The following is a 24047-nucleotide window of genomic DNA, read 5'->3' on the forward strand; positions in this document are numbered from 1 at the left end:
AAGATCGAATGAGAGCCGTTGAGTTGCCATCGGTGCAACGTGCAAGACCGTCACACCTAGTCGAGTAGCCGCTTCTTGGGCAGTTAAACTAGACATTTCCTGATTATATCATAGAAAATGTCCAGTTATGTCACTAATTGTCTAGATATTTACGGACTGTTAGTGAACCCCAGCTTCCCCAGCTCCCCCTGCTCAACTGTGGTAATGATCTTGAATCAGGCGATAGCAGTCGCCTACGGATGTCCGTTCTGCCATAGCTTTGATCAGGGCTTCGTAAGCCTCCCAGTTATCCTGTAACATCGTTTGAGCTTGCAGCATCGCCCAACGCTGTTTGGTGGTAAATTCACCAACCGGACGTTCAAATAATCTCAACGCCTCTTTTAATTTTTGGCAATCGTCGATTCCGCCTTCCGCTTCACCATAAACCAGGGTTTCTGCCGCAATTCCTGCCATCCAAACCGTACAGAATCGATCCAGAGTCAATCGCATTTCGCCAATGGCAAGGGGATTCGGTGAGAGTTGCTGAGTATCAAATTGCACGCCACCTAAACCCGGTTGTCCCTGCTTCAAGGCTTCCCAGGCTGTCAGCGTATAACCCGCGATCGGAATCCCCAAAAGGTAAGCCACCAGGAAATGACCCGCTTCATGGTGCAGAATGCGATCGCGATAGTCACTGCGCCTCTGGGCTAACCAATCTAATAGTACCGTTGTGCCTTTACCTTGAAAGCTGAGACTGTCTACCGTAACTAATCCTAAAATTCCAAATGTTGCCAAGGCGGGAATCGCTGGCGGAATATTAAAAATTGGAGTCAGTAGGGCGGAAAGGGTCATGCCAAAGATACCAATGGCAATTACATTGAGAGTGGTTTGCTGCATCATTTGATATAAAAGTGCGTTTTGTTGAGGGTTAATTTTGAATTTTTAACAGTTTGCTATTGACAAAGTAAACTTTTAGTGATAGTGGAATATTAACATTAATTATACGTTTTAGTATTTCAATCTCTTGTTCCATCCTGTTCCCTCTGGGGATAAAAAACTATACAAAATAGCGAGCGAGACCAAAATAGCGAGCGAGACGCTCGCACTACAACAACCTTTCCCTGTTATCTATTCCCTGTTGCCTGTTGCCTGTTCCCTGGTACTAGACTCATCCTCTGGTTCTGAGGACGAAGGAGACGGTTCCAAATCAGGACGATCCAAATTTTGGGCTTTGTAGAAGGTTTCTAAACTATCTGGATCACCAACAAAGCGCCAGTGCCATGGTTCATAACTCACACCTTGGGGATTTCCTTTGGGAAAGGATAACTCAAAGCTATAGTACGCGGCATTCTCTTCCAGCCACTTAAACGCCGCTGTATTCTCAAAATTGGTGTTCAGATTTGTGGCGGGTGTTCTGCCATCGCCAATATCGACGGCATAACCGGTGTGATGTTCGCTGTAACCGGGAGGCGCACTGACTTCAGCCCGTTGTGTCGCCACTTGTCCCCGTTGTGCTTTGATGTCAAAAAAGAGATGCTGCTGTTGTTGCTGAGTACGATAGCCGGATATTGCGACTAATACGATGCTATCGGCTTGAGCGGCTGCCCTCATCGCTTTAAATTTCTTCGCCGCCGCTTCCCGGAGTTGAATGCGACCATCTGAGGTAATGGGTTCGAGTTCGGATAGAGGAGCTTCTTCGTAGGGGAGGTGTCCCAGAAGATTATCAACGTCGTTCTCACTCTCACTCTCACTTTCCTCCGGAGTTGTTGAGGTGGAGGTATCTGTTGTCGTGGGTTGGGGGGAAGCGGTAATCGTTTGGGGAGATTGGGAGGTGGATGAGGATAAGATTAGCCCCAAAACGATCGCGCCGCCTCCTAATACTGCCAGGATAATTAGAAATGGCTGCAACCGCGATCGCCGTCGGGTGTCGGGCGTATCCCTTACGGCTACGGGAATATCCTCCTCTGTTGATTCGGATAGGTTGACGGGTTCTCCGGGAAAATCGGGGGTCTTCAAAACTCCACTCCTGAAGGTGCTAATTCTTGAACGGGGAAAGGGGAACCTATTCCAACTGGAAGAAGGTAGCAGTGAACTCTATAGTATAAGTTTTTCCGTTCTGTAATTTGTGCCAATTTCTTTTCTGGGAGACTGACTTATCATCAAAACCGTTGTCTGTTTGATCATTCTCTAATGCCCAGCTTAGATCCAGAGCGTTTACGACCCTTGTTCCAACTTTACCTCCAGCTAGGGGGTGGTGTGCTACTCGGATGGGTGTTGGGACGTTTGATGCCCCGGTGGATACCAACGTTTATTGGTCAATTTCTGTTCTGGATTGGAGTTCCTATCAGTATTATTACGTTTCTGCGGGGTGCAGATCTATCGGGAAAGATTTGGATTGCCCCGATCGCGGCTTGGGTGGCGATTTTGTTGGGTGCAGGATTGGCTTGGTTTTGGATTAAGGGTGGGGGGAAGTTTGCCGCGAATAAAGGCTTGACAAATGATACTCCATCTGGGTGGACTAAACCGACTCAAGGGAGTTTCTTGCTGGCGTCGATGGTAGGAAATACAGGGTATTTGGGGTTTCCCGTTAATCTAACCTTGTTGGGAAAAAACTATTTTGGTTGGGCGCTATTTTATGACATGCTGGGAACTTTACTGGGTGCTTATGGTTTAGGGGTAGTGTTAGCGGCACGTTTTGGTCAGGGTGAGAAGAGTCATGGGCAGTTAGTGCGATCGCTGGTGATTAATCCGGCGCTGTGGAGTATGGGCATCGGATTGGGGTTGCGTCAGGTTCCGTTACCAGGATGGCTAGAAGAGGGAATGGAAAAATTTGCCTGGAGTGCGATCGCGCTTTCACTGGTTCTGATTGGTATGCGCTTGAGTCAGTTGGCGTCTTGGCGCAAAGTTAAACAAGCGGGGGTGGGTCTGGGCATTAAAATGTTACTGCTCCCCTTAGTGTTAGGGATAGCGTTATCACAGTTTGGCATAGTTGGTAAGCCGCAATTAGCGATCGTCCTGCAAATGGCAATGCCGCCAGCCTTTGCCACCTTAGTCATCGCGGAAGTTTATGAACTTGATCGCGAGTTAACCGTGACAGCACTGGCGGTTGGTTCGATAGGACTTTTACTTACCTTACCGATTTGGTTACTTTTATTTGGGGCGTAGCCTAGCCTCGTTAGCCTCGTTCTCAAGTGTGAAATTTTGGCTGGTGGGCAATGCCCACCCTACTGGGCTGGCAAGCTTAAAAATAGGGGTATAGCAAGGGTTTCGACAATCCAAACCTGCACGCTTTTCAGTGTTATTGCTCCTCAGTTAAACCGCCGCCATCTGTTGATGTTCAATTTTTGTCCCCAACAATTTCAGAAACTCGGCTAACCAAGCCGGGTGTGCGGGCCAAGCGGGGGCGGTGACTAAATTATCATCAACCATGGCTTCATTAACCGGAATGTTGGTATATAATCCGCCTGCTGATTTTACATCGGGTCCACAAGCTGGATACGCGGTACAGCTTTTTCCTTCTAGCACACCAGCGGCGGCTAAAACCTGCAATCCATGACAAATAGAGGCGATGGGTTTATTGGCTTGGGCAAAGTGGCGGGTTATTTCTAGAACCCTCTCATTTAGGCGGATATATTCCGGGGCACGTCCACCGGGAATCACCAAGGCATCATAATCGGCGGCTACTATCTCACTGAATGTGGCATTCAAGGCGAAGTTATGACCGGGTTTTTCACTGTAGGTTTGATCCCCTTCAAAATCGTGAACCGCCGTTTTTACGGTGTCTCCAGCCTTTTTATCAGGACAAACGGCATGAACAGTATGTCCCACCATTTGCAATGCCTGAAATGGCACCATGACCTCGTAGTCTTCGACGAAATCACCAACGACCATTAAAATCTTTTTTCCACTCATGGTTTTTAGTCCTCGATATACATCAACGCGATCGCTTCCAATGATGATTATCCTTGATCCTAGCGTTGAATCTACTCCCCTAAAAGGGGTGTCCTGTTGCGGTGTGCGATCGCACCCCCTCTGCGAAGTAAAATCATTGGTGTCAATTCGGTAGTAGTCGGACAAAGGAAAACGACACTGTATTAAGTTTTGTAAATAGCCCCCAAACCCTTACTATTCCCTGTTCCCTGTTCCCTGTTCCCTAATCTCAACAGTTAACTTTAATTGTGTTCACCTACTTAGCAGTGCGCTTTTACTTTGGACTTTAGGCGGAGTAAAGGTAAGATGCAAGGAGTTTTTGTGTTACGATTCAAACATCTTCTATCTTTTCAGGTTTAAACAGGAGAGACTAATGAGATTTATCAGTCCCAAGATTGATTATGCATTTAAAAAAATATTCGGCTCTGAACAAAGTCAAGAAATTTTAATCAGCTTTCTAAATGCCATAATTTATGACGGTGAGAAAGTGATTCAATCCTTAACGATTGTCAATCCCTATAATCCCGGTCAGGTGATTAGCTTAAAAGAAACCTATTTAGATGTAAAAGCGGTGTTGGCTGACGGCTCGATTGTGATCATAGAAATGCAAGTCGCTTCCATGGCGGCGTTTAATAAGCGAGTGGCATATAATCTGGCAAAATCCTATAGTAACCAGTTGGCAAAAGGAGAAGATTATCCGCTGATCAATCCAGCAATAGCGGTGACGATTACGGATTTTACCTTGTTTTTAGATACGGATAAAATAATCAGCAAATTTTCCTTTCATGAGGAAGAAGATAAGTTTAAAATATTGGGAAATGAACTGCGGCTAATTTTTGTAGAATTACCGAAATTCAAGAAAACGCTGTCTGAGGCACGTACTTTGGCAGATAAATGGATTTATTTTCTGAAGGAGGCGGCAAGTTTAGATAGTATTCCTAAGAGTTTGGCAGAAGTATCGGAAATAGAATTTGCTTTACAACTGGCTAATCAAGCCAATATGACAGTAGAAGAGTTGGACATTGTGGATCGCCGAGGGATGATGCTGCAAGATGAGAAAGGGCGAATTACTTATGCCGAAGAAAAAGGACGACTCACTGAAGCACTTGCCTTAATCATGCGCCAACTTAAAAAGCGTTTTGGAGATATCCCGGCGAAACTCAGCCGCCAAATTGAAGATTTATCTCTTGAAGATTTAGAAAGCTTAGGAGAAGATTTTTTAGACTTCAACAGTTTAGCGGATTTGTCGAGTTGGCTGGAAGAGCGATCGCCGTAGCCGTAGGTTGGGTTAAGGTACGAAACCCAACCAATGCAAACGTTATGAGCCATATACCTCAAGGAAATGTTGGGTATCGCTGTCGCTCCACCCAACCTACATTGATTCATCGCTTATTCTTGAACCCAAACGGAAACAGAACCGCCGTTACACCGAAATTCTGCCCATCCCCATTCATTGGTGTAAATGGGTTCTTTTATATGTTCGGTTAAATCATAGAACTTGGCATTCGGTTTACCCACTTCCATCCACTTGTAACCTGGCACACTATCACTCATAATCACTGCCATGGCTTTCGGATGAGCGTGATCCCCTAAGCGCGTCCAACCAATTGTATTGTAGTGATCAAAGTAATCGTATTGATCCCCATAAGCATACTGTTTCCGAGCATAGAGTAATTTGTCAATAATCCAACGGTGAGAGGGAAGAAAAATCTTGTACCGATTGCCATCTTTGCCGTAATCTTCGTATTCTGTACCGTAATAATCGGCATAAAAGACACAAGGATACCCCTCGCGGCGCAATAAAATTATCGCGTAAGCTAAGGGCTTAAACCAGGGTTCTACGGGGGCTTCTAATGACTGTAACGGTTGGGAATCATGGTTTTCCACAAACGTAACCGTATGGGTGGGACGTTGCTGCATCAAAGTGCCATTGAGAATACTCCCCATGTCATAATGTCCACCGGATCGGCTAGCGTAATAAAAATTGTAGTGGAGTGGTACATCAAAGACCGACATTTTGCCATTAACGGCATTGATATACCAATGTAAGGTGTCAATATTGTTTAACCAATATTCACCCACCACAAACAAATCTTTACCCGCATGATACCGCATCTCATCTAACCATTGCGGGAAAAACCAGGATGAAATATGTTTAATCGCATCCAGACGGAAACCATCCGCGCCTGTGGTATCCAGATACCATTTACCCCAACGAGTGACTTCATCACGCACATCTTGACTCTGGAAATCCAGATCACATCCCATTAAATAGGCAAAGTTTCCTTTTTCTAATGCCACATAATCATCAAAAGTTTTACCTTCAAATAGATACAGGGTATTCGGTTCCTTGGTGAAATCGTCGTAATCCACCGCATCAAAATGCCACCAATGCCATTCAAAGTTAGAATATTTCCCCTGACGCCCTGGAAACTTAAAATGGGTATAGGCTTTAATATCCCTTGTCCAGCCTTTGGGATGCAGGCGATCATATTCATTAAAGGGAGTAGCACGAGCAATTTCTGTCCCTTCACCTCCCATGCGATGATTTAAGACAGTATCCCCATAAACTTGTATTCCTGATGCGTGTAAGGCGTTGATTGCGGCTAAATATTGCTCACGAGTGCCGTATTTAGTGCGAACGGTGCCATGTTGATCAAATTCTCCGAGATCATACATATCGTACACGGCGTAGCCAACATCATACGTTCCTCCCATTCCCTTGTAGGCGGGAGGTAGCCATAACGCGGTGAATCCAGCATCGGCTAATTCTTGCGCCTTGGTTTTAACGTCATTCCACAGGATTAGATTGGGATCAATGTACCAGTGGAAATATTGCATCATTGTGCCGTTGATTGACATGTGAAACCTCTTTTTTTTTACAGCGAATGAGTAAAATATTAGTTCCCTCCTCTTAACAAGGGGAGGGTTAGGCAGGGGTTTGTCTCAAGGTATTGAAGATGTTTTCGCTTCAGTTAACATCAAGGCGTGAACCCCACCCCCACACAACACTATTCTTTAGGACACAAACCGAATCACTTCACCCGAACTAGCGGAACCATAACTGACCATTGCCACCTCATTTCCAGCAGAATCAATTAATGCAATAATACCTGAACTGTTCCTCAATTGCATAGTCGTGTAATTAGCTCGCGAAATGGTAAATCGCTTGACTTCCTGCGGTTGCAGCGTGCCACTAATATCTTCGGGACGGTCTAATTTATCTTGCAGTTTCCAACCCGATAAATCAATCGGATTACTCGTGGTATTCTTTAACTCAACCCACTCATTCCCCTCATCACTGCCTTCTGGGTTGGGTTGGGTGGCGAAAATGACCACATCACCATTGTTGTTTGTCACTTCATCAATTGGCTCAACAACAGGTTCATCCGTGTCCGGTGTTTCGCCATCATCCATTGCCAAGAAAATGGGGAAAAAGGAACGAATAAATTCGCCGCGACTGCCATTGGGATTCGTGCTGCGATACAAGACTAAATTATAGGTAGCGTCATTAATAGTAATCCGGCGCTTGTCCGTAATTTTGCCGTGAACACTTTCGTAATAGGCAACCGTTGCCATTGCCATTTCACATTCGGGACTCGGACCCACGAAGAAGCCGCCTTTGGGTTTAAACAGTTTGGCAATTACGTTTCCTTGCATATCAATCACATTATTAATCATCTGCAAGGTGACAACATTGGGATTTTGGGAACCATCCTCTCCTTTTAAGTCATACTTGTAGCCTAAATAATTGACCCGCTGATTCTTTTCATCCAGGTAAAACTTCACCCATGAGTGATAACCGGAAATTTTGCCAAAGTTTTCTTTTTTACTTCCCGAATGGATATCGAACTTGCCCTCGCCGACAAATACATGTTCAAAGCCAGAGGCAAACTCAGTCGATTTACCGCCATAGTGATTCGTATAAAGTTCAAACCAGATCCGCTGTAGCTTGGTGCGGAATTCTTCTTCCGAAAGACTTTCGCCCAAGTTTTGATTGATATAAGTCCGGGCAAGCTGCATGGGCTTTGTTTTAATGATTTGTGCCAAGAACGCTTGCTGTTCTTGGACTTCTTCCTCGACCGTCTTTTCGGGTTCAGCCACACGAATGGCGTAGTTATGTGACATCTCCTACACCAACCTGAGTACAGGTATGGTGTAGGCTTCGCAACCAATCCGGCTATTGCTTAGGAGGCGTTGCGCTTTAAGAACGGGATGCCCCTCCGCTCTATTTCTGACATTAATAGCTGCATTGTGGTCACGGTCAAGGCTGCACCCACAATAAGGGCAGTTGTGCCAACGCATAAACAGCTTTTTCGGGACTTTCTCGCCACAATTGGAGCAATCTTGTGTAGTATTATGGGCGCTTACTGCAATTACCAATAAACCAGCGTTTTCGGCTTTATTTGTCAGTATCGACAGAAAGCTTGACCACCCAGCATCTAGCACAGATTTAGCCAGTTGGGTACGAGCTAGACCTTTGACGTTTAAATCTTCATGAGCTACTACGTCATATTTTGACAACAGCCAATTCGCTGTTTTGAAGTGGAAATCTTTTCTCTTATCGGCAACTTTCTTGTGCTGTCTTCCTAGTTGTTTAACAGCTTTAAGTCTACCGTTACTCCCTTTTTTGCGGCGTGATACCCGTTTTTGGAGAACACGCAAACGTTTCTGGGCTTTACGGTAATGCTGAGGAATATTGACAACAACACCTGCAGAGGTTGTGAAGAATTCCTTCAGTCCCATATCAATCCCAGCGATTTTATCTGGGTTAAAGTCAGGCTTAATCTCTGGAACTGTTTTATCTTCCAAGGAAAGCGTCAAGTAGTAACCATCAGCTTTCTTAGTAACAGAAGCCGTTTTGATTTTAAACCCGTCAGGGATAGGACGATGCAGGACAACCTTGATTTTTCCAAGTTTCGGTAAGTTAATTAGATTGCCTCGCCAACACCCATCCTTCATTTGAGGATAGGTAAAGGTGCGATAACGGTTACGAGCCTTAAACCGAGGTCTACCACTTCTTTTGCCATTGCTATCACCCAAAAGAAACCTGTCAAATGTTACCTTGACTCGCTTAACTACATCTTGAAGGACTTGAGAATGAATCTCGCTGTACCAAGGATGTGTCTTCTTAAGATGCGGTAAGGTTTTCTTTTGGCTGTAATAGTCTGGGTTGTTTCTTAGTTCTGGTAGATAGCAAACAAGGGGGCAAGCATTGACAGGAGAGCGATTCTGCTCATACCAATTGAACCTATCCGCCAACAGATAGTTGTACTGAGCGCACAGCATTGATAGCCATCTGTCTAGTGCTGTGGCTTGGTGCTTGGTTGGACGTAATCGGTACTGGTACGCTGTTCTCACTTGTCCCTTACATTGGTGTTATCCTTTTAGCATACACCAATTAAGGGACTTTTTCTGGATGAAAAATGATTTTGTGTCTAGAGGACGTTCTGTTTCGGACTTAAAAGCCCACCTGGTACTGACAACAAAGTACCGAAAAAAGCTTTTATCGCAAAGATGTTCTGTGGAATGGATCTTACTTTATTGCTTCTTGCGGGGGAGTAACTGTGTCGGCATTAAAAAAATACATTGAAAATCAAAACTCGCCAGATTAATTGGTTGCTTCCGTTCCTACAGCAACCCGCCTATCCATCCCACACCAACCTGAGTTGTTACTGAGCCTGTCGAAGTACAGGTATGGTGTGGGGCTTCCGGCGAAACAAGCTAAAAGTTGTATAAAGCTGGAATAGGTGCGATCTTTGTCAAATAGTTTCGCTTCATTTACTGTATGGAAGAGAGGATGAGTGGCTAAATCAATTTCGCGTTGACCTGCTGCTTTCACCTGTTCATCTAATAAAATATCAGCGTTTGGGTTTTCCCAGTCGCCGGAACTGTTGCGGGGACTCACTGAGAATTGATTCTCATCGTGTTCCCACAGTAGCTGATAAATTGTATCGGCGTTTATCTCAAGAGATTCGGGGGGAAAGGGGGGTTCTTCTCCTGTTCCTGGTGTTCCTGGTGTATCATCCTTTTGGGTAGATACAGAGTAGGCAATCCAAGCGACAGCTTCATCTAGATGCGCCCCATCCGCCGAACGTCCCTGGGCGACGATTTCATCAAAGCGAATCTCGAATCCTTCTGGGGTAACATGGCGAATCCTTAACCCTGGCGTTTCGGGTCCGTTATAGGTTTGCGTCATCGGGATAACGGCGACTTGGGTATCCTGAGGAAACGGGGGATCAAATTTAACGGTATGCCATGTGTTAGATTGGCGATCGGCTTTTAAGGCGGGAATAATTCCAACTCGTTGCTGTGATGAGAGTGGGGATTGAGTCGTCATCATTTTTCTCCTGAACGTGAATAAAGGGTAAATCGTCAACTCATATCTTGCTGTACTGGTAATAGGTTTCACGTTACTGTGAGGTGGGCAAGAACAAAGAACGATAATATTAGGATTTCAAGGCTTATAAGCCTTGCCCACCCTACAAATCTGACCGGGTAATACGTTTCACGTTACCTAAGCTGTCATGCATTTAAATTGGGTATTAGTAGCGAGCAAGATGCAAAGCCTGCGGCATGGCTTCGCTAAACGCACTACAAGGCTTTCGCCGTTATTGATATTAATGAGTCAACCTATTTGCCGTCCTTTTGTCAATCAAATTAAAGATTGGCTTAAGATTCCAGTCGAATCGAGGCAACAACTTGTCCGTGATCTGACTTCCATTTTTTCATGTCTTCGTAACTCAAGGTTTCATCGATGAGATGATCATTATAAACAGAAACATACGTCACCTTACCGATGCGATCCGGATTTTGTGCCACCAATTCTTCACTTACCATAATATGATCCAAACTCTCGTAGTACCCGTTGTAGATATGGGTGTAGTAGAAATCACCGTAACTCTGACGCGCCTGAATGTCCTTGACACTATAAAGCAGTACGTCCCAGATTTCCTGCTTTTGGGCAAATCTTAGTTTTTCCCAAGGGGGTTCACCGGAGATAATTTTACTGGTTACGGCTAAACCACTATCATTTAAATCCCCGATCACAATGACTGGACGTTTGCGGTTTTGCAGCGTTTCCATGAGAATCACCCGTAACGCTGTGGCTTCAGCCGCCCGACGCAGTAACGCCCGGGCTTGTCCCTTGGCTTTTTCCATGGGGTCACTGCGATCGGCATCTTCAGGTATGATAGGGCGTTTAGACTTAAGATGAGCCACAAATACAGTACATTCAACCGTATCACTTAAGGCAAGATCAACCGATAACAGGGGACGGGAAAAGCTATGCAGAGGAATGGCTGTCCCTTCTATGTCTAGACGTGCCTTTTCGGGGAATTCGGTGAAGATTTGGTGGTTGAGAACCGGAACTTTCGACAGCAACGCGACAGTTGGTTTGTCCCCGGTGGGATTGGCGGTAATTAGATTAGCATTGGCACAGTCTGGGGTTTCGGTGAGGATTTCCCGCAAGGCTTCCTCGTGAAACAGTTCCTGGAACCCGATAATATCGGCGTCCATTTGTTCGATTTGACGGGCAATCCAGGTTTTTTTGCGCTGATAAAGTTCTGGGCTATATTTATTGGTTTCGTAATAGGTGACATTGGGCAGAACCAGATTATAAAGGTTAAATGTGCCAACGTTCAGTGTTTTCTGGCGAATTGGACGTTTTGAGGGTGTTTCTGGTTGCGATGCACAACTGCCACAAATGACTTTTTCTAGAACAGCTTCAAAGCCTTTGAGGGTGTCTTGTTCAGTAAAGGCTTGTCCCCCAGTTTCTGAGGCGACTCTGGCATATTCGCTTTGAATACTGTCTCGATACTTACTCTTCGATTTACCCAAATACGTGTGAATCGTGACATTAGCAGCTTTTGCCTGGGATATGGCGCGATTAGCGGCTTCAATATCCTCTTGGGTGGTTTGAGAACCTCCGGCTTCTAAGGCTTCATCCCCGATGTAAAAGATTGCCCGGGCGGCATCCTCGCGCCAGTTAAAGTGATTGGCAATATCTTCAATGGTACGGGCGGCGTCTTCTTGGGCGCCTGCATCTTTGAGTTCTCCCCGTTTTCTTGCCTGAATTTCAGTTTCCGGCGCGTTGCACTCTTGGATTAGATAGTCGCGAATTCGGCGGCTAAAATTGGTATTTTTCCAAGTCCCTTCGATGCCAAACCATTCGGTTCGTAAATCGGACGGACAGCTAGAACTGGCGGCTTTAATTGCAGCTGCGGCGGCTTGACTTAGGGCTTGGGCTTCATCTCGCATTGAGGGACTGGTGTCGATGACGATGACTAAATCGACGGGCGGAATGGAATGGGTTGAATTGGTCATGTTGTTTTTGAATAAACGGCAAAGAAATAGTCTCTGTTACCGAAAGTGGAGATAGGGCGACCCGAGTTAATTGAATGGACGAGTGTTGTTAATTGATGCAGCGGGTCGCCCCTACCGATATTGAACACAAAATTAGTTATAATGTGGCGGCAAATTGTTCAATTTGTTGAATCACCTCATCTACGGAATCGGTAATCGCCAACAGTGAACTGTATTCTCTCCCCGCCGCTAATTGCGCCAATAACGGAAACACGGGTTTTTTACATTTCCAGTAATCTTCGCCTAAGAAAATCATCGGACTCACCACACCAAAGGAGTTGTAATGGTTCTGACAAGCGTCTTGGAAGATTTCTTGAATGGTTCCGGCACTCCCTGGAGAATAGATTACCCCATATTTCGCGATCGCGAGTAATCCTTCTTCCCGGACACTATTGGCAAAGAAGCCGCTAGAATCTCCACCGCATCCTCTAATTCCACCTGGGAACGATAGGCAAACCATGCCCCTAAATGGGTGGCTTCCATGGCACCGGGTCCGCCACCACTGGTCATTAAATAGCCGCGACGGGTCAATTCTCCAGAAATTTGCGCCACTTTTATATAGTTGGGATCACTCCGTTTCAGAGAATGTCCGCCCATAATTGCCACAACATTTCGCCCATCAATCAGTTCTTCTAAAGCATCGGTAATCGCATGATCATGTAACCGTTGGGCGAGGGTTTCTAGAATACTGGCGGGGTGATCTTTGCCATTGTTGACATAATGGTCATAGACTCGACCATCCAGGGTATGACCATAGCTTCCTGTTACCCCAACTTGATAATCGCCCATTAATTCATCGGGAGAATAAAGACGATTACGATAAGCATTGTATGGGACATAGGTTAAGGGTGGAAAGACTAAGTTCCTCGCTTGATATTGCCAGCAGATGGCTTGAATACACTCATTTCTCTCTCTTACTCGCTTTAAATTTAGGCTTTAAACATTTAACGGGCGGGTTTAGTCACATCCGGGGGACAAAAAATTAGCTTTGACTTGGTAAAACATTGGGAATTTCTTGATTCATTTGCAGTTTCTCAACGGCGTCTTTAATCACGCCTAGCAATAACTGATTTCCTTGCTGCTGCGCCAATTGAACCGCTTGCTGCAAATCCGCGATCGCCTTTTGTTTTTGCTTCAGTTTAATCTGAACTAAGCCGCGATTATAATAGGATTCAATATGATTCGGACAAAGGGTTAAAGCTTGGTCGTAATTCTTGAGTGCCTCTTTATATTTTTGTAGGGCATAGTAAGCATTGCCGCGATTATTATAGGCTTCATGATTTTGACTATCCAGCGTAATGGCTTTGGCATAGTTGCTAATGGCTTGCACGACGTTATTTAAATAGTAGTAGCTATTGCCGCGATTATTATAGGCTTGAGCATAGTTGGGATTGATCGCGATCGCTTTATCGTAGCTGTCAATCGCTTGTTGATATTGATTTAAGGCTATATAGGTATTCCCTAAATTATTATAACTTTCAGCATAATCAGGATTGAGTTGAATGGCATAACTAAAGTCTAACAGCGCTTGTTTATACTCGCTTAAATTATAGTAAGCATTGCCGCGATTATAGTAAGCCCGCTCATACTTAGGATTACATTTAACCGCTTGCGTATAATCCGCGATCGCTTGATGATAATCCCCTAGTAAATAGTACGTATTTCCTCGGTTATTATAGGCTTGTGGATAGCTAGGATTCAGTTTCAGCGCATCATTATAGTTTTGCAAGACTTCTTGATAGTCATTTAAGACAAAAAAGCAATTGCCACGATTGTAGTATGACAACGCCAAATTTGGATAAGCTTGAATCGCTTTGTTGTAAATCTCAATTGCCTGCTCATACTGTCTTGCCTGATACAGCGTTTCGGCTTGTCGATTATAATTAATTGCCAGATTTCGCTTGTATTCCAAAACAGCAGGTAAAATTAAGCCTAAAATTATCATTAGTCCAAAACTGCTGACGATAAAACCGAAAACAACGCCGATTGATTTAAGGATTTTGGCAAGACGCTTCAATGTACAACCCCCATTGATTCTGGAATACAGTCCCAATCAATTTTAGAGTTTAAAGGAATTTTGTTAAATATTCAATCATGTACCGCATAGCAGAGCAAACTGCTGTATCTACTTATCTCCGTTTTGCATTACCTTTTCCTGATTTATTTTATACCACAAAACTCGATATAGATCTAACGGTTTAGCTTTTCCCTTCACTCGCATTGGCGGCATCTTTTCCACAGGAATGGTTCGGTCATTAAGTTTATCTAAGGTACTTTGAGCGATTAAAATTTCATTGGGTTTGGCTAAATTACAAATCCGACTGGTCACATTCGTGGTATCACCAATCGTGGCATATTGAATCAGTTTTGCCGAACCGATATTTCCCGCCGCCACATTCCCCGTATTTAAGCCGATGTGAATTTGAATCGGTCGTCTTTTGCGTTGAATCCATACTTGATTTAAACGACGAACTGCCCATTGCATATCAATCGCCGCTTTTACAGCTAAATCGACATCATTGGGTTTGCGATAGGGAGCGCCCCAAACCGCTAGCAATGCATCACCAATATATTTTTCTAATGTTCCTTCATAGGGGAAAACAATCTCCTCAACCATCACCTGAAAATACTCATTCAGCATTTCAATAATTTGCCGAGGTTCCATTTGGGAGGACATTTTAGTAAAGTTACTAATATCCGCAAACAGCGCTGTTACTTCCGTATCAACAATTTCTAAATTGCCTTCCTCCCGCAGCTTACGACTCACCGTTCGCGGAAAGAATCGTTCCAATTTATCTCGCATCACCGCCTCCGCCTCCATCTGGGTATAAAGGCGAGAATTCTCGATCGCGATCGCGGCTTGGTTTGCCAGACAGGTTAAGAACTCCAAGTCTTCCTCAGAATAGAGATGCGTCATCGATAAGTTATCCACGTACAAAACACCGATAACCGTATCTCTCGGTTTGAGCGGAACACACATCGCGGCGTGAATCCCTTGTTTTAGAATCGAGACGGAATCATTAAACAAGGTGTCAATTCGGGCATCATCCGTTAAGATGCCATTGCCTTGCTTGCGAACAAAATTAGCAATCCGTTTGCTGTAAAACTGAGTATTATCTTGATAATCAGATTGCAGTTTCACCGCTTTCTGTTCCAATTTTCCGGTCTGTTCATCAACCATCAAAATCGCTGCCCGATCTACCTGCATGATCTCAAACAATAGATCCAAAATTTTTTGCATCAGTCGATCCGGTTCTTCAGGAGAGGAAAGCTGTTTACTCACCTCTAGCAAAATTTGTAATTTATTAACGGATCGCTGATGAGCATCTTGGTTGCGGAGTTTCAGAACCGAATGTTCAGCTTTATCGGGTTGCAGTAACTCTCGCATCGTGATCTGCGTCTTCTCCGGTGAAACTTGCCGGAGAATCGAAAGATTGGAGGTGTCTTCATTGAGCGGTTTCTCTTGAGGCGAGGGCAGGGTTTTCACAAATCTGAAAAACACGCTACCGAAGCGAATTAAGTCTCCATGTTTAATTTGACATTCCTCAATTTTACACTCGTTAACAAACGTGCCATTGAGACTTTGCAAATCCGTCAGTGTGGCACTGTCTGAGTCTGAGCAAATAACGATTTGGGCATGGTGACGAGAGAGATACCCATGAAGTACGACAATTGTGTTATCGTCTTCACGCCCGATGGTATTAATCCCCGACTCCAAGGTATAAACTTTTTGATTAGGAGTATCGGGATCGTAAATTAAGTAAGACACGCCCCATCCTCACCCTTAATGATCATTTCATTTAAGATAGCGAATGCTGGGAAGTTGCTCCCAGTCGCTTGTGGTCAATCTCCCACCTGAGGCTTCCGATACACTAGAAAAGGTTGGCAATCGGGACTTTATCCATCACTCTAGACAAATCAGCATGGCGCGATCGCTCACATACACTCAAGCACCCTGGCTAGAAACCTATACTGAGATTATTGATGTTCGCAGCCCCAGTGAGTTTGCTGAGGATCATCTGCCCCAAGCGATCAACCTACCCATCCTCGATGACGAACAACGGGCGAAAGTGGGAACCCTTTACAAACAAGTCTCCCCCTTCCAAGCCCGGAAACTGGGTGCCGCCCTGGTTGCTCGTAACATTGCTCAACATCTTGAGTCTCACTTTGCCGCTAAAGACAAAGACTATCATCCTCTGGTGTACTGCTGGCGTGGGGGTCAACGTTCTCATAGTCTGGCTGGCGTCTTAAATCAAATTGGCTGGCGAGTGACTGTTCTAGAAGGGGGCTATAAAACCTACCGCACTTATGTGCGCCAGCAACTCGAAACGTTACCGCCCCAGTTTACATTTCAGGTGTTATCCGGTTTCACAGGTAGCGGGAAAACCTATATTTTACACCAGTTAGCGCAACGCGGCGTCCAAGTCCTTGATTTAGAAGGTTTGGCAAATCATCGCGGTTCCCTACTCGGTCAACAGTGGCACGATAAACCAACCCCTCAACCGTCGCAAAAACAGTTTGAATCCTTACTGCTGTTGGCATTACAACGCTTTGACGCCAGTCAGCCGATTTGGGTAGAAGCCGAAAGCAATAAAATTGGACAGCGTTATTTGCCCCCCTCCCTTTGGCAACAGATGAAGCAGGCGAACTGTATAGAAATTCAACTTCCCCAAGGGATAAGAATCGAACGGCTGCTGCACGAGTATCCCCACTTCATCAGCCATCCCGACGTATTGAAACGCAAGCTAGTCTATTTGAAATCGCGCTACGGTGGGCAAACAATTCGGCACTGGTATCATCTAATTGACACCGAACAATGGCATACATTAGTCGGAGAATTGCTGAGTAACCACTATGATCCAGCCTACCGTCGTTCCATTGGGCATCTGTACCAAGAAGCCTCACGTATTATAGAGATTGATGAGGTATCGGATACTACCGTAGAAGCGTTGCTTGAGCCGTTTGAGTCATGAGGGCAGATAGGGAAGTATGTCAGGGATCGCATAAAATATATTAAATAAATAGTGATAAACAAAGGATTCAAATATGAGGTTTATAAGCCCAAAAGTAGATTATGCTTTTAAGAAAATATTTGGTTCAGAACAAAGCAAAGAGATATTGATCAGCTTTCTGAATGCTATTGTTTATGATGGAGATCAAGTTATTAAAGACTTAACCATCGTCAACCCCTACAATCCCGGTCAGACCCTCAGCTTAAAAGACACCTATTTAGATGTTAAAGCCGTTTTAGCTGATGGCTCTATTGTAGTAATAGAAATGCAAATTGCTTCAATGGCTGCCTTCAATAAAAGGGTGGCTTATAACTTGGCAAAAGCTTATGCCAACCAGCTAGTAAAAGGAGAAGATTACCCCCGACTTAATCCAGCCATGGCAGTTACTATTACAGATTTTATCCTCTTTCAAGAAACAGAGGATGTCATCAATAAATTTGTGTTTCAGGAGAGAGAGAAAAAGTTTGAGATTCTCAATCAGGAATTACAGCTAATCTTTGTTGAATTACCTAAGTTTAATAAAACTCTCTCAGAGTTAACAAGTTTGACAGATAAGTGGATTTATTTTCTGCGAGAAGCTGCGATGTTGGAGGATATCCCTGAGAGTTTAGGAGAAGTATCGGAAATAAAATTCGCCTTAAATCTGGCTAACCAAGCCAATATGACAGTGGAAGAATTAGATATAGTAGATAGGCGGGGGATGATGTTACAAGACGAGAAAGGACGGATAATTTATGCCGAACAAAAAGGTGAGCAAAAAGGAGAATCGCGATTAATCCTGCGACTACTCAAAAAGCGTTTTGGAGAAATTTCTGTGGAAACAAGCCGTCAAGTTCAGAATTTATCTATTGAAGATTTGGAAAGTTTAGGAGAAGATTTCTTAGAGTTCGACAGTCTGGAAGATTTGGAAAATTGGTTGATGGAGAGATAGTCAGCTTAAAGTTATACAGATGAAACGAATCTTTGATATTATACAGCGCTTTTCAAGTAAGTGAGGTACATAGACAGATCCCCGACTTCTTGGAGAAGTCGGGGATCTTGCTTAACTACGCACTAAGGTTAGGACATAAAAGAAAAATTCAAATCGCTTGACCCTGAATTTCGACAGGCTCAATTGCCGCGAAGTCGAAGGGTCAATCCCTTGTAAGGTAAGCGTTTTTCTTCACTATTGCCAATTGACTATTGCCTATTCCCTCCCCGCGTAGCGCTATACATCTGCCTTTTTTCGGTTACGGCAGATTTTGTTGACAGAGTTGAAAAATATAGCGCAGCCGTCCGAGTAAAAGTTCCATGTCTCCCGTTGAGTACAGGGGCGTTTCATAGCCAATTCCATTGATATCTAGTTTGTAGAATCTCCAGCCTTCGCCATTGGTAACGATTCCCAGACTATCTATGGTATAATTCTTCTGTTGGTTATTCCAGTGACAGGCTTGCATCTCGACCAAGCATTGAGCTAGTCCTTGCTCAAAGTCATCTTTTTTGGCTTCAATGATACACAGCCTCGGCATATCCAGAAATCGCTTACGTTCAGCAATCAGGTAATCCACATATCCCGCTAACTGATCACTTTCCAGTTGCGCTCCTTTCCAGATTTTGAGACGCTCACAGGGGTTAATGGCTTCATCGCAGATGGCATCAATTAAAAGCTTTTTAGACTCTTCATAGCTTTCCAGGTCAAAGTTGCGGTTGAGTCGGGTAAGGTGTTCTTGGAAAAAGGCACTGAGTTGAACAGGTTCTGTTTGCAGAATCCAAGGGAGCAAATCGGTGAGTCCTAGTAACTGAAATGCCTCGCTTTTATTGAAGCTAGAAAATTTTCGCTTCTTGGATTTTGGGGTTTTCCCACTGCGACGTTTTTCACTTAGCATTTTGGTTATATTAACGCTGCAAAATTAAGGCATCCACTCCAGTATAATCCCGACTCGACTATCTTTTTCTTCTGTCGAGTTTTGCTTCTGAATATCGGTGGATAAGCGTAAGTCTGGGGTAACCGCATACCCAACCGACAAGGTGGTTAAACCCACTTCATCCTCACTCCCTGGGGAGACAAAACTCTGGGTTAAAGATATATCAGCCGCACCTGTGCGAGATAAAACTAACTGCAATTTCACACCGAGATTTACACCATCTGTGGTATAATCGTTTGACTCCAGATAGCGATAACCCACCAGGGGAGCCACATTAACATAATTTCCTAAAGGACGCAGATAGTACCGCAAGTCTACACCATAAGCTTCGCGATCGCCATTAAATGAGGTGTGATAATCCCCACTGACGGTAAACCCGCTACGATTGATAAAAATATCTTCGACGCCGATATTCACTCCCCCCGCTTGTTCAGTTGAGGGAAACTGGGAATAGCCGAACCGGAAGCGGGTGCGAAAACTGGGGTCATGGCGTATTTCCTCTAAAACATTGGGTACGTCTTGCAACCAGCGTTGTAATACGGGACTATTCTCAATAATCTCTGGATTTAACTCCAATTCCTGGGCGGCTGAGTTTGATGGGGGTTCAGATTGAGCCGTCAGGTTTATTTCTGGAATTGGGGTTGGGATTGTGTCTAACGTTTGGCAAGATGTGTTACCCCAACTGGGTACAAATATCCATAGTAAACCTAAGCTTAATTGCCAACATTTTCTGGAAAAATAGTTAACTGGGACTAGGGAATAGGAACTCGGAAAGATACTGTTGGCGAATTCTGGTTGGCTCATATTAAAGGAGTGGGGGCGGAGTTATGGAGGTGTAGGGGCGGGTTTTACTGATAACATTTTGGAGACAACCCTTAATGTAACTAAACCCGCCCTTCTTTTACTATCATTGATGTTCTACCTTAAGTTGATACGGATGAAGGCTTGCGCCCCACATAAGTACCTCTTAGAGGTTTGTCGTAAGATGCGAGCGTTTATAGCGCTAAAGCGCTTACTACAAACTTAGTACAAACCTCAAAACCGTTCCACATCCTTAAACTGGACTGACTTTTGGGCATTCGCGGCTTCCCCACAGGTGCGAGGGGTGGGAAATACTTTTCCGGGATTCGCCAAGCCTTTGGGATTAAACACCTGATTAATCCATTTCATAGTCTCCAAATCCGCCTCGCTGAACATATCGGGCATAAAACAGTTCTTATCTGCACCAATCCCATGTTCCCCCGAAATACTCCCGCCTGCATTCACACAAAGTCGTAGGATTTCTCCCCCTAATTCTTCTACCTGCTCAAATGCACCGGGAATCGATTCATCGTACAGAATCAGAGGATGTAAATTGCCATCGCCAGCGTGAAAAACATTGGCAATCCGATAGCCATACTTTTCACTTAAGGCTTCAACGTCTTTAAGTACCTGCGCTAACTGTGTCCGAGGAATTACCCCATCTTGGACAAAATAATCGGGACTCAGATGTCCCGCCGCCGCAAATGCAGCTTTGCGTCCTTTCCATAGTTTTAACCGCGTTTCGGGGTCACTGGCGGTGGTAATCGTTCGCGCCCCATTCTGTTGACAAAGTTGAGTCACACGCTTTTTGTTGGTGCTGACTTCTACCTCTAACCCATCCAATTCCACTAACAAAATGGCGCCCGCATCTCTGGGATAACACCCTGTCGCCACCACATCTTCTACCGCATTAATGCTGAGATTATCCATCATTTCCATTCCGGCTGGAATAATCCCTGCGCCAATAATATCGGCAACGGCAGCACCTGCGGCTTCTATACTGGTAAAATCAGCCAGAACCACACAGATGGATTCTGGGGTTTTGAGAATTCGCAGCGTAATTTCTGTGGCAATTCCTAATGTGCCTTCTGAACCCACAAATAACCCGGTTAAATCATATCCCGGCATTTCCGGAATGGTGCCACCGACATCGACAATTGACCCATCGGGAACTACCAGTTTTAACCCCAAAACATGGTTTGTGGTCACACCATATTTGAGACAATGAACCCCGCCAGAGTTTTCAGCCACATTACCGCCAATGGAACATATAATCTGACTGGAGGGGTCTGGGGCATAATAGAATCCGGCACCACTGACGGCTTGGGTAACCCAGTTGTTAATGACTCCAGGTTGAACCACAATGCGTTGATTGTCTAGGTCAACATCCAGGATACGCTTCATCAAGGCGGTGACGATTAAGACACAATCTTCTACGGGTAAAGCACCGCCCGATAAGCCTGTGCCTGCACCTCGCGCCACCCAAGGGATATTATAGCGATCGCAAAGCTTAACAGCAGCCGCAACTTGTTCAGTCGTGCGGGGGAGTACCACCAAGGCGGGGCGTTGGCGATAACTGGGTAATCCATCACATTCGTAGGTGAGTAATTCCTCCTTGCGGCGAACCACACCCTTTTTACCAATAACGGCTTCAAATTCCTTGATAATGGGTTTCCAGTTCCGTTTGGACTTGGCTTGGGTCAACATAGGTCGATTTCACGAGTACCGCTACGGGGAAGTTAAACATTAAACGTTAGACGGTAGGGGCGAGTGTTGCCATTCAGTTTACCTGCAACCGATAACCCATCAACAAAACCTGCCCTTCGTCCTTCATCAAAAAAAGGTTGATAAAATACTATTTTCAGGGAATTAAGGCTTTTATTTCAACCATGCATATCTTACCTCATTAGTCAACCCTTGTTGTAACCCGTAACAAATCTCGCTTTATGCCGTTTTTGTCTCTAGCTAGAGTGATAGATAGGGGGTTTCAGATTCTTGACTACCAACAAAAAATGTACTTTACATCAGAGCCGGGGATTGAAAACCAAGCTCATTGGACTCTTGACGTCACTTTGGCTGAAGATGCTTCCCGTATTCTTTCCATAGTCCTCGGAATGCAAGCTCTCTTGCGGCGCATAGCTCTAGGTCTTCTGTATTTAGCACACTAAGTCCGGAAGAACCCCATGAATTTACTTGTCTTGACTTTTAAATTTATCATTTTTTTAACCTAAATTAAACTGAAATTCATATTTACTTAGAATTTACAAATCTATAAGCTTTGCTGAATCTTCTGTAAAATCATTCAATCTCTATAGACAAGACAATCACGGATTCAGTAAAGTAGAGAACTATAAGGGATTACTACTTATTACGTTTTTAAGTCAGAGTACCCTAAGTTTTCTAAACCTATTCCCCCTCTATTGAACATGAAACAACTACCTTTACGTCTCCTAAGCTCCAGCTTACTCGCTACCAGCATTACCCTCATGTCTGGCTTTGTTGCAGCCAACGCGGTACAAGCCTCAGCTATTTCCTTTGATAACACCAGCACATCAACAAATACACTTACCCATGACGCTTCCGCTCAAGTAAATGAGGCAAATAGGAGATTCCCCATTAGCACTATGCCTCATATTCCTGAGCATAATCCTCATCATGATAATGGTTCTACTTCCCAATCCACTATGCTAATAAGTTTTGCCTTAATGATTGGTTCTATCGCTGCCACAGCCGCACGTTATCGGCAGTCTTGCTAAATATTGCCATGTTCGTCGGCTAAAGCGTCGGTCAAGTATTCCTAGAAACCGGGTTTCTCGTGAGGATGACAACTCCATATCAACTTTTCACCCCCAAAAACCCGGTTTCTTGACCGATGTCCCTATTTAATTGTTAATCGGCTGGTTGATGGGGTTAGAAGTTTAGATATACTTCCAACCCCTTTTTTTTGGGATCGTTAGGTAAGCGCGATCGCACTCTCCACCCCAAAACACGCGATGCAAGGGAGCGCACTCCTCAAGCTGATCGCATACCGTCCCTACTCCAAAACACGCGATGCAAGGGAGCGCACTCCTCAAGCTGATCGCACTCCCTCTCTCAGTCTTACTCTATTCCTATTGCTGCCTAGTCTTGAGATACCGGATGAACTGATATCGCCTCAATCGATATCGTCGGGTAAGTCGTCGATTGACATTCCCCCTGGTTCTAGCTATCCCTAACAATATCTTCACAGGTTTCGACCGCGAAGACTCCTTCGGTGCTTTGTGCGTTACTGGTTCAACTTCAGGGAGCAAATCTGCAACGCCGAATATCTGACCGATTGGTGATGTTTTGAGAAAAGCTTGCCGTTGAGCATGATTCATGACAACTTTTGTCCCCGCCTGGACTTGATCACGACTCAAGGAGGGTTGGGATTCCCCATTCCCGTTCATGTCTTTGACAGAAGGTGGCTGCTGCTGTTCGTAAAAATCTGAAGGCATATCCATCTTCACCGGGCGCGATTGTTACAGCGTCCAGATACTCCATTTGAATCACATCTCTATAATAGGCTACTGCACTAGCTAAAGAGACCAACCCAATTAACGGATCATTGGCTGATCCTGAACAATATTGCAGCCCAACTTTGGTAGAGTACCAAATTAACCATTTGCCAATAGGTACAAGCAGTCGATCCGTTCTTTCTCCTCGGCTGGTTGGATTTGCCTCTAGTTGTTCTATTTCTAAGAATCTCGGTGTGCCAGGATAAGGATAGAGACCATATCGAACTAAACCCCAAACCTGACCTGAATCAACAAGTTTGACAATGTTTTGACAATCAAAGTCAGTGCGTTGCCACAAACTCGACCAGTTGAATGTCCAATCATTTTGCATCTCCTCTTCTGTAGCGGGAGAAAGCACCGCCAATTGCTCACCAGCAGATTGAAGTTGGACTTTTACTTGATAGGAACCAATAGTAGTCAATTGAATTTTTAGCGCACCTAGATTAGGGTTAGACTCCTGTGATTATAAAGCAACGGTAACATGGGAAAGCTTTTTGGAGCGATCGCATTCTCCACCCCAA

The 24047-nt window shown here is 44.6% G+C and carries 21 protein-coding genes and 1 pseudogene; 6 read left to right on the top strand and 16 right to left on the bottom strand.

Annotated features, from left to right (window positions below; translation table 11 throughout):
* Positions 1-192: 192 nt before the first annotated feature.
* Both RH949_RS06775 and RH949_RS06780 read right to left on the bottom strand, forming a co-directional pair.
* The gene (locus RH949_RS06775) at positions 193-876 is read right to left on the bottom strand and encodes a hypothetical protein (protein ID WP_044208302.1); all 684 of its coding nucleotides are present in this window, start codon (positions 874-876) and stop codon (positions 193-195) included.
* Positions 877-1107: 231 nt separating this feature from the next.
* Positions 1108-1995 (bottom strand): M15 family metallopeptidase, encoded by an 888-nt coding sequence (locus tag RH949_RS06780; protein WP_446352320.1) that lies wholly within the window; start codon positions 1993-1995, stop codon positions 1108-1110.
* A gap of 174 nt (positions 1996-2169) precedes the next feature.
* Between RH949_RS06780 and RH949_RS06785 the strand changes: the two genes are divergently transcribed.
* The gene (locus RH949_RS06785; RefSeq protein ID WP_006102144.1) at positions 2170-3144 is read left to right on the top strand and encodes an AEC family transporter; all 975 of its coding nucleotides are present in this window, start codon (positions 2170-2172) and stop codon (positions 3142-3144) included.
* Between the two features lie 147 nt (positions 3145-3291).
* Here RH949_RS06785 and RH949_RS06790 read toward each other — a convergent pair whose 3' ends face one another.
* Entirely contained in the window at positions 3292-3891 is a 600-nt protein-coding gene (locus RH949_RS06790) for a DJ-1/PfpI family protein (RefSeq protein WP_446352321.1), read from the bottom strand.
* A 391-nt stretch (positions 3892-4282) separates the two neighbouring features.
* Between RH949_RS06790 and RH949_RS06795 the strand changes: the two genes are divergently transcribed.
* Complete coding sequence (locus tag RH949_RS06795) at positions 4283-5185, top strand: Rpn family recombination-promoting nuclease/putative transposase (RefSeq protein WP_446352322.1); 903 nt, start codon at positions 4283-4285, stop codon at positions 5183-5185.
* A 113-nt stretch (positions 5186-5298) separates the two neighbouring features.
* Here RH949_RS06795 and RH949_RS06800 read toward each other — a convergent pair whose 3' ends face one another.
* From RH949_RS06800 to RH949_RS06810, 3 genes are all read right to left on the bottom strand, one after another.
* Positions 5299-6771: an alpha-amylase gene (locus RH949_RS06800; RefSeq protein WP_446352323.1), complete on the bottom strand. Its 1473-nt coding sequence runs from the start codon at positions 6769-6771 to the stop codon at positions 5299-5301.
* Between the two features lie 156 nt (positions 6772-6927).
* A complete protein-coding gene (locus RH949_RS06805) occupies positions 6928-8037 on the bottom strand; it encodes a lamin tail domain-containing protein (protein ID WP_446352324.1) in 1110 nt (369 codons plus the stop codon).
* 3 nt (positions 8038-8040) lie between these two features.
* Positions 8041-9270 (bottom strand): RNA-guided endonuclease InsQ/TnpB family protein, encoded by a 1230-nt coding sequence (locus RH949_RS06810; RefSeq protein ID WP_044205146.1) that lies wholly within the window; start codon positions 9268-9270, stop codon positions 8041-8043.
* Between the two features lie 58 nt (positions 9271-9328).
* Between RH949_RS06810 and RH949_RS06815 the strand changes: the two are divergent.
* Positions 9329-9524 (top strand): annotated as a pseudogene (locus tag RH949_RS06815) (transposase).
* Here RH949_RS06815 and RH949_RS06820 read toward each other — a convergent pair.
* From RH949_RS06820 to RH949_RS06845, 6 genes are all read right to left on the bottom strand, one after another.
* Positions 9521-10252 (bottom strand): hypothetical protein, encoded by a 732-nt coding sequence (locus tag RH949_RS06820; RefSeq protein ID WP_446352325.1) that lies wholly within the window; start codon positions 10250-10252, stop codon positions 9521-9523. The pseudogene RH949_RS06815 and the gene RH949_RS06820 sit on opposite strands and share 4 nt — an antisense overlap.
* 329 nt (positions 10253-10581) lie before the next feature.
* On the bottom strand, positions 10582-12234 hold the full coding sequence (locus tag RH949_RS06825; RefSeq protein WP_446352326.1) for an endonuclease/exonuclease/phosphatase family protein: 1653 nt from the start codon (positions 12232-12234) through the stop codon (positions 10582-10584).
* Positions 12235-12370: 136 nt separating this feature from the next.
* Complete coding sequence (locus tag RH949_RS06830) at positions 12371-12733, bottom strand: hypothetical protein (protein ID WP_446352327.1); 363 nt, start codon at positions 12731-12733, stop codon at positions 12371-12373.
* Positions 12619-13062: a hypothetical protein gene (locus RH949_RS06835; RefSeq protein WP_006102125.1), complete on the bottom strand. Its 444-nt coding sequence runs from the start codon at positions 13060-13062 to the stop codon at positions 12619-12621. The genes RH949_RS06830 and RH949_RS06835 overlap by 115 nt, the downstream gene beginning before the upstream one ends.
* Before the next feature lie 193 nt (positions 13063-13255).
* Positions 13256-14290 carry a tetratricopeptide repeat protein gene (locus RH949_RS06840; protein ID WP_446352328.1) on the bottom strand — a complete coding sequence of 345 codons (1035 nt, stop codon included), beginning with the start codon at positions 14288-14290 and terminating at the stop codon, positions 13256-13258.
* A gap of 108 nt (positions 14291-14398) precedes the next feature.
* A complete protein-coding gene (locus RH949_RS06845; RefSeq protein ID WP_446352329.1) occupies positions 14399-16042 on the bottom strand; it encodes an adenylate/guanylate cyclase domain-containing protein in 1644 nt (547 codons plus the stop codon).
* Between the two features lie 154 nt (positions 16043-16196).
* Between RH949_RS06845 and mnmH the strand changes: the two genes are divergently transcribed.
* On the top strand, positions 16197-17246 hold the full coding sequence (gene mnmH / locus RH949_RS06850) for a tRNA 2-selenouridine(34) synthase MnmH (protein WP_446352343.1): 1050 nt from the start codon (positions 16197-16199) through the stop codon (positions 17244-17246).
* Between the two features lie 73 nt (positions 17247-17319).
* Positions 17320-18216 carry an Rpn family recombination-promoting nuclease/putative transposase gene (locus RH949_RS06855; protein WP_006102155.1) on the top strand — a complete coding sequence of 299 codons (897 nt, stop codon included), beginning with the start codon at positions 17320-17322 and terminating at the stop codon, positions 18214-18216.
* Between the two features lie 298 nt (positions 18217-18514).
* Here the strand turns inward: RH949_RS06855 and RH949_RS06860 are convergent, their stop codons facing one another.
* The 3 genes from RH949_RS06860 to glcD all read right to left on the bottom strand — a co-directional run bounded on the left by RH949_RS06860 (position 18515) and on the right by glcD (position 21697).
* On the bottom strand, positions 18515-19150 hold the full coding sequence (locus RH949_RS06860) for a hypothetical protein (protein WP_006102178.1): 636 nt from the start codon (positions 19148-19150) through the stop codon (positions 18515-18517).
* A 24-nt stretch (positions 19151-19174) separates the two neighbouring features.
* Complete coding sequence (locus RH949_RS06865; protein ID WP_446352330.1) at positions 19175-19993, bottom strand: hypothetical protein; 819 nt, start codon at positions 19991-19993, stop codon at positions 19175-19177.
* Between the two features lie 231 nt (positions 19994-20224).
* Positions 20225-21697, bottom strand: coding sequence for a glycolate oxidase subunit GlcD (gene glcD / locus RH949_RS06870; RefSeq protein WP_446352331.1), 1473 nt, complete (start codon positions 21695-21697; stop codon positions 20225-20227).
* 719 nt (positions 21698-22416) lie between these two features.
* Here glcD and RH949_RS06875 point away from each other — a divergent pair.
* A complete protein-coding gene (locus tag RH949_RS06875) occupies positions 22417-22746 on the top strand; it encodes a hypothetical protein (protein WP_446352332.1) in 330 nt (109 codons plus the stop codon).
* A gap of 631 nt (positions 22747-23377) precedes the next feature.
* Here the strand turns inward: RH949_RS06875 and RH949_RS06880 are convergent.
* Positions 23378-23947, bottom strand: coding sequence for a hypothetical protein (locus RH949_RS06880; RefSeq protein ID WP_446352333.1), 570 nt, complete (start codon positions 23945-23947; stop codon positions 23378-23380).
* Between the last annotated feature and the right edge of the window lie 100 nt (positions 23948-24047).

Origin of the sequence: Coleofasciculus sp. A1-SPW-01 (genome assembly GCF_040217205.1) — a bacterium.
Classification (GTDB): Bacteria; Cyanobacteriota; Cyanobacteriia; order Cyanobacteriales; family Coleofasciculaceae; genus Coleofasciculus; species Coleofasciculus chthonoplastes_A.

What these genes read in the sequence shown, in the direction of transcription:
- RH949_RS06775 (WP_044208302.1), bottom strand. Translation starts at nt 876, where the DNA reads ATGCAGCAAACCACTCTCAATGTAATTGCCATTGGTATCTTTGGCATG.
- RH949_RS06785 (WP_006102144.1), top strand. Translation starts at nt 2,170, where the DNA reads ATGCCCAGCTTAGATCCAGAGCGTTTACGACCCTTGTTCCAACTTTAC.
- RH949_RS06790 (WP_446352321.1), bottom strand. Translation starts at nt 3,891, where the DNA reads ATGAGTGGAAAAAAGATTTTAATGGTCGTTGGTGATTTCGTCGAAGAC.
- RH949_RS06795 (WP_446352322.1), top strand. Translation starts at nt 4,283, where the DNA reads ATGAGATTTATCAGTCCCAAGATTGATTATGCATTTAAAAAAATATTC.
- RH949_RS06800 (WP_446352323.1), bottom strand. Translation starts at nt 6,771, where the DNA reads ATGTCAATCAACGGCACAATGATGCAATATTTCCACTGGTACATTGAT.
- RH949_RS06805 (WP_446352324.1), bottom strand. Translation starts at nt 8,037, where the DNA reads ATGTCACATAACTACGCCATTCGTGTGGCTGAACCCGAAAAGACGGTC.
- RH949_RS06820 (WP_446352325.1), bottom strand. Translation starts at nt 10,252, where the DNA reads ATGATGACGACTCAATCCCCACTCTCATCACAGCAACGAGTTGGAATT.
- RH949_RS06825 (WP_446352326.1), bottom strand. Translation starts at nt 12,234, where the DNA reads ATGACCAATTCAACCCATTCCATTCCGCCCGTCGATTTAGTCATCGTC.
- RH949_RS06830 (WP_446352327.1), bottom strand. Translation starts at nt 12,733, where the DNA reads ATGGTTTGCCTATCGTTCCCAGGTGGAATTAGAGGATGCGGTGGAGAT.
- RH949_RS06835 (WP_006102125.1), bottom strand. Translation starts at nt 13,062, where the DNA reads ATGGGCGATTATCAAGTTGGGGTAACAGGAAGCTATGGTCATACCCTG.
- mnmH (WP_446352343.1), top strand. Translation starts at nt 16,197, where the DNA reads ATGGCGCGATCGCTCACATACACTCAAGCACCCTGGCTAGAAACCTAT.
- RH949_RS06855 (WP_006102155.1), top strand. Translation starts at nt 17,320, where the DNA reads ATGAGGTTTATAAGCCCAAAAGTAGATTATGCTTTTAAGAAAATATTT.
- RH949_RS06860 (WP_006102178.1), bottom strand. Translation starts at nt 19,150, where the DNA reads ATGCTAAGTGAAAAACGTCGCAGTGGGAAAACCCCAAAATCCAAGAAG.
- RH949_RS06865 (WP_446352330.1), bottom strand. Translation starts at nt 19,993, where the DNA reads ATGAGCCAACCAGAATTCGCCAACAGTATCTTTCCGAGTTCCTATTCC.
- glcD (WP_446352331.1), bottom strand. Translation starts at nt 21,697, where the DNA reads ATGTTGACCCAAGCCAAGTCCAAACGGAACTGGAAACCCATTATCAAG.
- RH949_RS06875 (WP_446352332.1), top strand. Translation starts at nt 22,417, where the DNA reads ATGAAACAACTACCTTTACGTCTCCTAAGCTCCAGCTTACTCGCTACC.